Source organism: Aquabacterium sp. (assembly GCF_041915145.1).
Classification (GTDB): Bacteria; Pseudomonadota; Gammaproteobacteria; order Burkholderiales; family Burkholderiaceae_C; genus Aquabacterium.
In genome coordinates, this window is the sequence record NZ_JAYSBZ010000128.1 from 1 (window position 1) to 4,604 (window position 4,604).

Annotated in this window: 6 protein-coding genes and 1 pseudogene; 6 read left to right on the top strand and 1 reads right to left on the bottom strand. The window is 66.5% G+C overall.

Annotated features, from left to right (window positions below):
* Window positions 1–974: Wzy polymerase domain-containing protein (locus ACE3SS_RS14840; RefSeq protein WP_374595278.1), on the top strand; the 974-nt coding region annotated here is incomplete at its 5' end.
* A gap of 18 nt (window positions 975–992) precedes the next feature.
* On the opposite strand, the gene ACE3SS_RS14845 is transcribed toward ACE3SS_RS14840, so the two are convergent.
* Window positions 993–1,574, bottom strand: coding sequence for a hypothetical protein (locus tag ACE3SS_RS14845; RefSeq protein WP_374595279.1), 582 nt, complete (start codon window positions 1,572–1,574; stop codon window positions 993–995).
* A 481-nt stretch (window positions 1,575–2,055) separates the two neighbouring features.
* Here ACE3SS_RS14845 and ACE3SS_RS14850 point away from each other — a divergent pair, with 481 nt between their 5' ends.
* The 5 genes and pseudogenes from ACE3SS_RS14850 to ACE3SS_RS14870 form a co-directional block, all read left to right on the top strand.
* Complete coding sequence (locus ACE3SS_RS14850) at window positions 2,056–2,790, top strand: M15 family metallopeptidase (protein ID WP_374595283.1); 735 nt, start codon at window positions 2,056–2,058, stop codon at window positions 2,788–2,790.
* A 187-nt stretch (window positions 2,791–2,977) separates the two neighbouring features.
* Window positions 2,978–3,241 (top strand): annotated as a pseudogene (locus ACE3SS_RS14855) (PAAR domain-containing protein); the annotation flags it as partial.
* A gap of 366 nt (window positions 3,242–3,607) precedes the next feature.
* Window positions 3,608–3,994, top strand: a complete 387-nt coding sequence (locus ACE3SS_RS14860) for a thioesterase domain-containing protein (protein WP_374595285.1) — start codon at window positions 3,608–3,610, stop codon at window positions 3,992–3,994.
* A complete protein-coding gene (locus ACE3SS_RS14865) occupies window positions 3,975–4,439 on the top strand; it encodes a hypothetical protein (protein WP_374595281.1) in 465 nt (154 codons plus the stop codon). Before ACE3SS_RS14860 ends, ACE3SS_RS14865 begins: the two co-directional genes overlap by 20 nt.
* A 60-nt stretch (window positions 4,440–4,499) precedes the next feature.
* Window positions 4,500–4,604 (top strand): PAAR domain-containing protein (locus tag ACE3SS_RS14870; RefSeq protein WP_374595287.1); only part of this gene is annotated, 105 nt, incomplete at its 3' end.

Sequence of the window (4,604 nt, forward strand, 5' to 3'; positions counted from 1 at the left end):
ATGGCAGCGACATTTCGAGCTCGCGCTTCAAGATCTGGTCGGACACGATCGCGCTGATCCGCATGGTGCCGTGGACGGGCGTGGGCTTCGGCGAGTTCAACTTCGCGTGGTCGCTGACGCCCTTCCCTCAGCGGCCGATCGCCTTCTTCGACCACACCCACAACCTGGAGCTGCAACTGGCTGTCGAGCTCGGTCTGCCGCTGGCGGCCCTGGTGATCGGCCTGCTCGGCGTCGGCTTGTGGAGCCTGGTGCGCAACTCGCTGGCGGCCCCCGACGCGAACCTCAACGACGCGCGCACCCCGGCCATCGGCGTGAGCGGCGCCCGCGCTGCGCTGGTGATGGTGCTGCTGGTCGGCATCCACAGCCAGCTCGAGTACCCGCTGTGGTACGCCTACTTCCTGCTGCCGACCGTCTTCGTGTGGGGGCTGGGCCTGGCGCGTGGCGCCTCGGCGTCGGACGACGAGGCCGCGTCCAACGAAATCGGCGCGCAGGCCGCCACGCTGGCGCCGGCGCCGCTGCGGGTGAGCCTGACGGCCGCGTCGATCGTGCTGAGCCTGGGCACGCTGGCCTCGGTGGCCGACTACCTGACCGTGGTGAGCATCTTCGCGCCGCTGAAGAATGCCGCGCCGCTGGAGCAGCGCATCAGCCTCGGGCAGAAGAGCGTGCTGTTCGGCTACCAGGCCGACTACGCCGCCGCCACCACCGCCGACGACCCGTCGCAGGTGTTCGACACCTTCAAGCGCCCGTTGCACAACCTGATCGACACGCGCTTGATGATCGCCTATGCCGACGCCTTGAACGAGCGCGGCGAGGTCAACAAAGCGCGTCACGTGGTGGCGCGGCTGCGCGAGTTCCGCCGCTACGGCAACGAGGCCTTCCTGGACGAGTGCAACAACGCGGCGCCCGACGAGCCGCTGCCGTACCAATGCACCCCGCCCAGCGGCCCGGCGCTCGACTGGCGCGACTTCCGCTGACGCGCCTCGCGCGGCCGCTCAGGGCTCGCGCTGCAAGGGCTGGTTGACGGGGCAGGCCGCATCGGCGCCCCAATGCCCCTCGCACACACGGTTGCGACACAGCAGGCTGTCCAGCCCGCCCGCCGCCCGGCATTGCTGCACCCGCTCGGCCAGGCTGACCGGGTTGGCGCGCGCAGGTTCATGGCTCTCGGCACCCGACTTGACGGCACGGGCTGACTTGGCGGGCTTGGACTTGGGCGCGGCCTTGTCGGGGGCGGAGGCCTTCCCCACCGGCTTGCCCCCCGCCGCCGATGGCCCGGTGACCCGCGCCATCACGGCTTCGATGAGGTCGACATCGCTGTCCGCCGCCTTCGCCTGCGTCGTCCCCCCGGATGCCAGGACAGACGCCGAAACCGGTGCGGGCGAGGCTTTCGCTCGGGTCACGACTGGCGATGCAGCCTCGCGAACCGGCGGCGCCGATGCCGCAGGCTGCGCGGCCGCAGGGCTCAATTGAAGAAACGGGTCGCGCACCGACGCGTGGGCAGGCTCCGCTTCGATGCGCGCCACCTGAGGCTCGACAACAACCTGCGGCGCCGATGCCGCCGGCACGGCAACGGACACGGCCGGCAGCGTTCGCGCCGGTGAGGGGGCTGTCATCGGCCGGCCATCGGACCACATACCCGACCATCCACCCGGCACACTCTTCGCCGCCCAGGTCGCCCCGGCGGCCAGCGTCGCCAAACCGACCGCCAGCCACAACCACCTGGGTGCCCAGGGCCTCGCTGGCGGTGGCGGCAACAAGCTGGACAGCAAACGCTGCGCGTCGGCCGGGCCGGACGACCCACGACCGGACGAAGCAAACAAACTGGGGCGAAGCGCGGCCGGCGAGGCCAGAGCAGGTGCATTCAACGGACAACTCCCTGTGTGCGATGCGCCGTCGCGCGGGCTCGCCACAAAAGGCGAGCCGGGCAACGATCGTCGGCACGATATCGATTTGGTTCGGGCGCGATTCTAAGAAGGGACGCCACCGCTGTGTCATGATCGCCGCCCATTTGAGTGTCCCGTCGTGAACGCACCTCCCTCATCCTGGCTGGCCTTGGGCATGGCGCTGTACTTCGCCGTCGCGGTGAGCGTGGCGGCGCTGTGGTTCTTCGCCGCGCCACGCCGCTGGCTGCAGGGCGCGTGGCGCCGCCTGGCCGGCTCGGGCACGCTGCATCGACACGGCCTGATCGCGGCCGCCACGCTGGCCCTGCTCGCCCTGCCGCCGCTCGTTGCCTTCAGCCTGCGCGGCTGGCACACGCTCGACGCCTTCGCCGACGAACGCACGCGCGACCCCGACACCCTCGTCGCCACCTTGCTGCGCGGCGAACAGCTCGTGCCCCCGCCCCCCCTGCCGCCCGAAGTGTTCACCACCGCCGAGGTCGAACTCGCGCGCCCGCAACTCGCCAGCGCCGACCGCAAGTGGGAGCTGCTCGACGCCGACTTCCGCCAGCGCCTGCTGCTCGCCTTCAAGCTCATGCGCGAGCGCCACGGCTACGAGATGGCGCTGCTCGAAGGCTACCGCAGCCCCGAGCGCCAGACCCTGCTGCAAAGCCTCGGGCCCAGCGTCACCAACGCCGGCGCCTTCCAGAGCTACCACCAATACGGCCTGGCCGCCGACTGCGCCTTCTTGCGCGACGGCAAGCTCGTCATCAGCGAACGCGACCCCTGGGCCATGCGCGGCTACGAAAAATGGGGCGACGTGGCCGAATCCCTCGGTCTGACCTGGGGCGGACGCTGGAAGCTGATGGACTTCGGCCACGTCGAGCTGCACCGCGCCGGCACCCTGGGCCGCTGATCCCCTCACCGCGCCGCACCAGAAACACGGCGTTACACCAGCCTGGGTGGTCACCCTCGTTCGGGCGGGCCGTCACCAAGAGCCCCTCCGCTAGACTCCCCTGCGCTCAGCCGCCCACTGCCTTGCAGCAGCACGCATCTACAGAGATAGAGCGGCACCATCAAAAGAATTTCAGGAGGACGCGGCCATGGGTCGCCCATTCATCGTGCTCGGCGACCAGACCGACCACGGCGGTCAAGTCATCGAAGCCTCGGGCATGAGCTTCGTGCACGGCAAGCGCATCGCGCGCGTCGGCGACAAGGTCACCTGCCCCGAGCGCGGCCACGGCCACACCACCGTCATCGTCACCGGCGACCCCACCATGGTCGTCGACGGCCAACCCGTGGCCCGCCACGGCGACCAATGCGCCTGCGGCGCCATCCTCCTCGCCAGCCAGGGTGTGGCGGGTGCCGGCAGCGCAGCCGCACCCGCCGCACCGCAGCGGCCGAATGTGGAGGCCGAGGTGGGCAAGGGGTTGGCGGTGCAGCAGGCGGTGAAGACGAGGCCGGTTCGCGCAGCTGCGATAGCTGAGCCCCTAAACACCGCTCGACTGAGCTGGCCCAAAGGCACGATCTATTGGGGCGGCGCGGGCCTAGATGGGCCGTACGTGAAACCACAGGTGCAGGCGTTCGTTCAAGCCGGAATTCAAAACGTTTGGATCGGGCTCAATAACACGGCGACGCGCTCCATCGGGAAAGCGGGGACGCTGGTCGATGCCATCCGTGCCGGGTTGGTCATTCGCTACGAGGACCACGACGAATGGACGATCGGACGAAGCATGGATCACCCCGCTGATCAGTTCAATCTGATCGGGTATTCCTACGGTTCACTTCTTGCCGCACAAACGGCGAACTACTACTCAAAACGCGGGCATTCGATTGACCATCTGGTCTTGATCGGATCGCCAATCGATGGCGACTTTCTTTACAAACTCCGAGCGTATAGGAGCATAAAAAAGGTGATCGTCATCGATCTGACTGAGCATGGCGATCCGATCCATGCAGGCATGTCCCAGAGCGATCTATTGGCCGCAGTACCGCAACTTGGCAAAGATATGGGAGCCGGGAAGGGTGAAGGTCACTTTTATTACGCCCACGTTGTTCCAGACAGCAACAAGCGGTGGGCCCGATTAGCGGAAAAACTCCATGCCGAAGGTCTTCGATAAATCGCCGTGCTTGTACTGGATTGCCAGAGCGGTTTGCTTTTGGCTGGTGGCTGGCTTCGCTGCAGATCTGGTATTTGCATTGTGTACACCGGTCACCCTGCAGAGCGTGTATGTGGGGCCGATCACGATTTCAACCGCACTGTCATTCGCCAACGCGTTCTTGTGTGCGCTGATCTTGCTGCCAATCATGCTCTGGATGTTTATCAAACGCGCGCCCGAGCGGTGGCGAATCACCAAGCATTCGCTGTGGGCGCTTTGCGCAAGCCTGATCATCATCGCGACCTCCACTTACGTCGTGAACCACGCCTTGAAGGCCATGAAACAGACCGAACTTCTTCGTTTCGGCGAGCCCCTGAACATGCCTCAAGAAGCGGCAAACGCAAAGGGATTCCTCACCGTCTGGGGCGTGCTGGGACTCTCTCTTTATGGAGAAGAGCTTGGTTAATGAAAACACCCCGCATCAATCGGCATTGAACCAACAATTGAATTTCAGGAGGACGCGGCCATGGGTCGCCCATTCATCGTGCTCGGCGACCAGACCGACCACGGCGGTCAAGTCATCGAAGCCTCGGGCATGAGCTTCGTGCACGGCAAGCGCATCGCGCGCGTC

What these genes read in the sequence shown, in the direction of transcription:
- ACE3SS_RS14850 (WP_374595283.1), top strand. Translation starts at nt 2,056, where the DNA reads ATGGCGCTGTACTTCGCCGTCGCGGTGAGCGTGGCGGCGCTGTGGTTC.
- ACE3SS_RS14860 (WP_374595285.1), top strand. Translation starts at nt 3,608, where the DNA reads ATGGATCACCCCGCTGATCAGTTCAATCTGATCGGGTATTCCTACGGT.
- ACE3SS_RS14865 (WP_374595281.1), top strand. Translation starts at nt 3,975, where the DNA reads ATGCCGAAGGTCTTCGATAAATCGCCGTGCTTGTACTGGATTGCCAGA.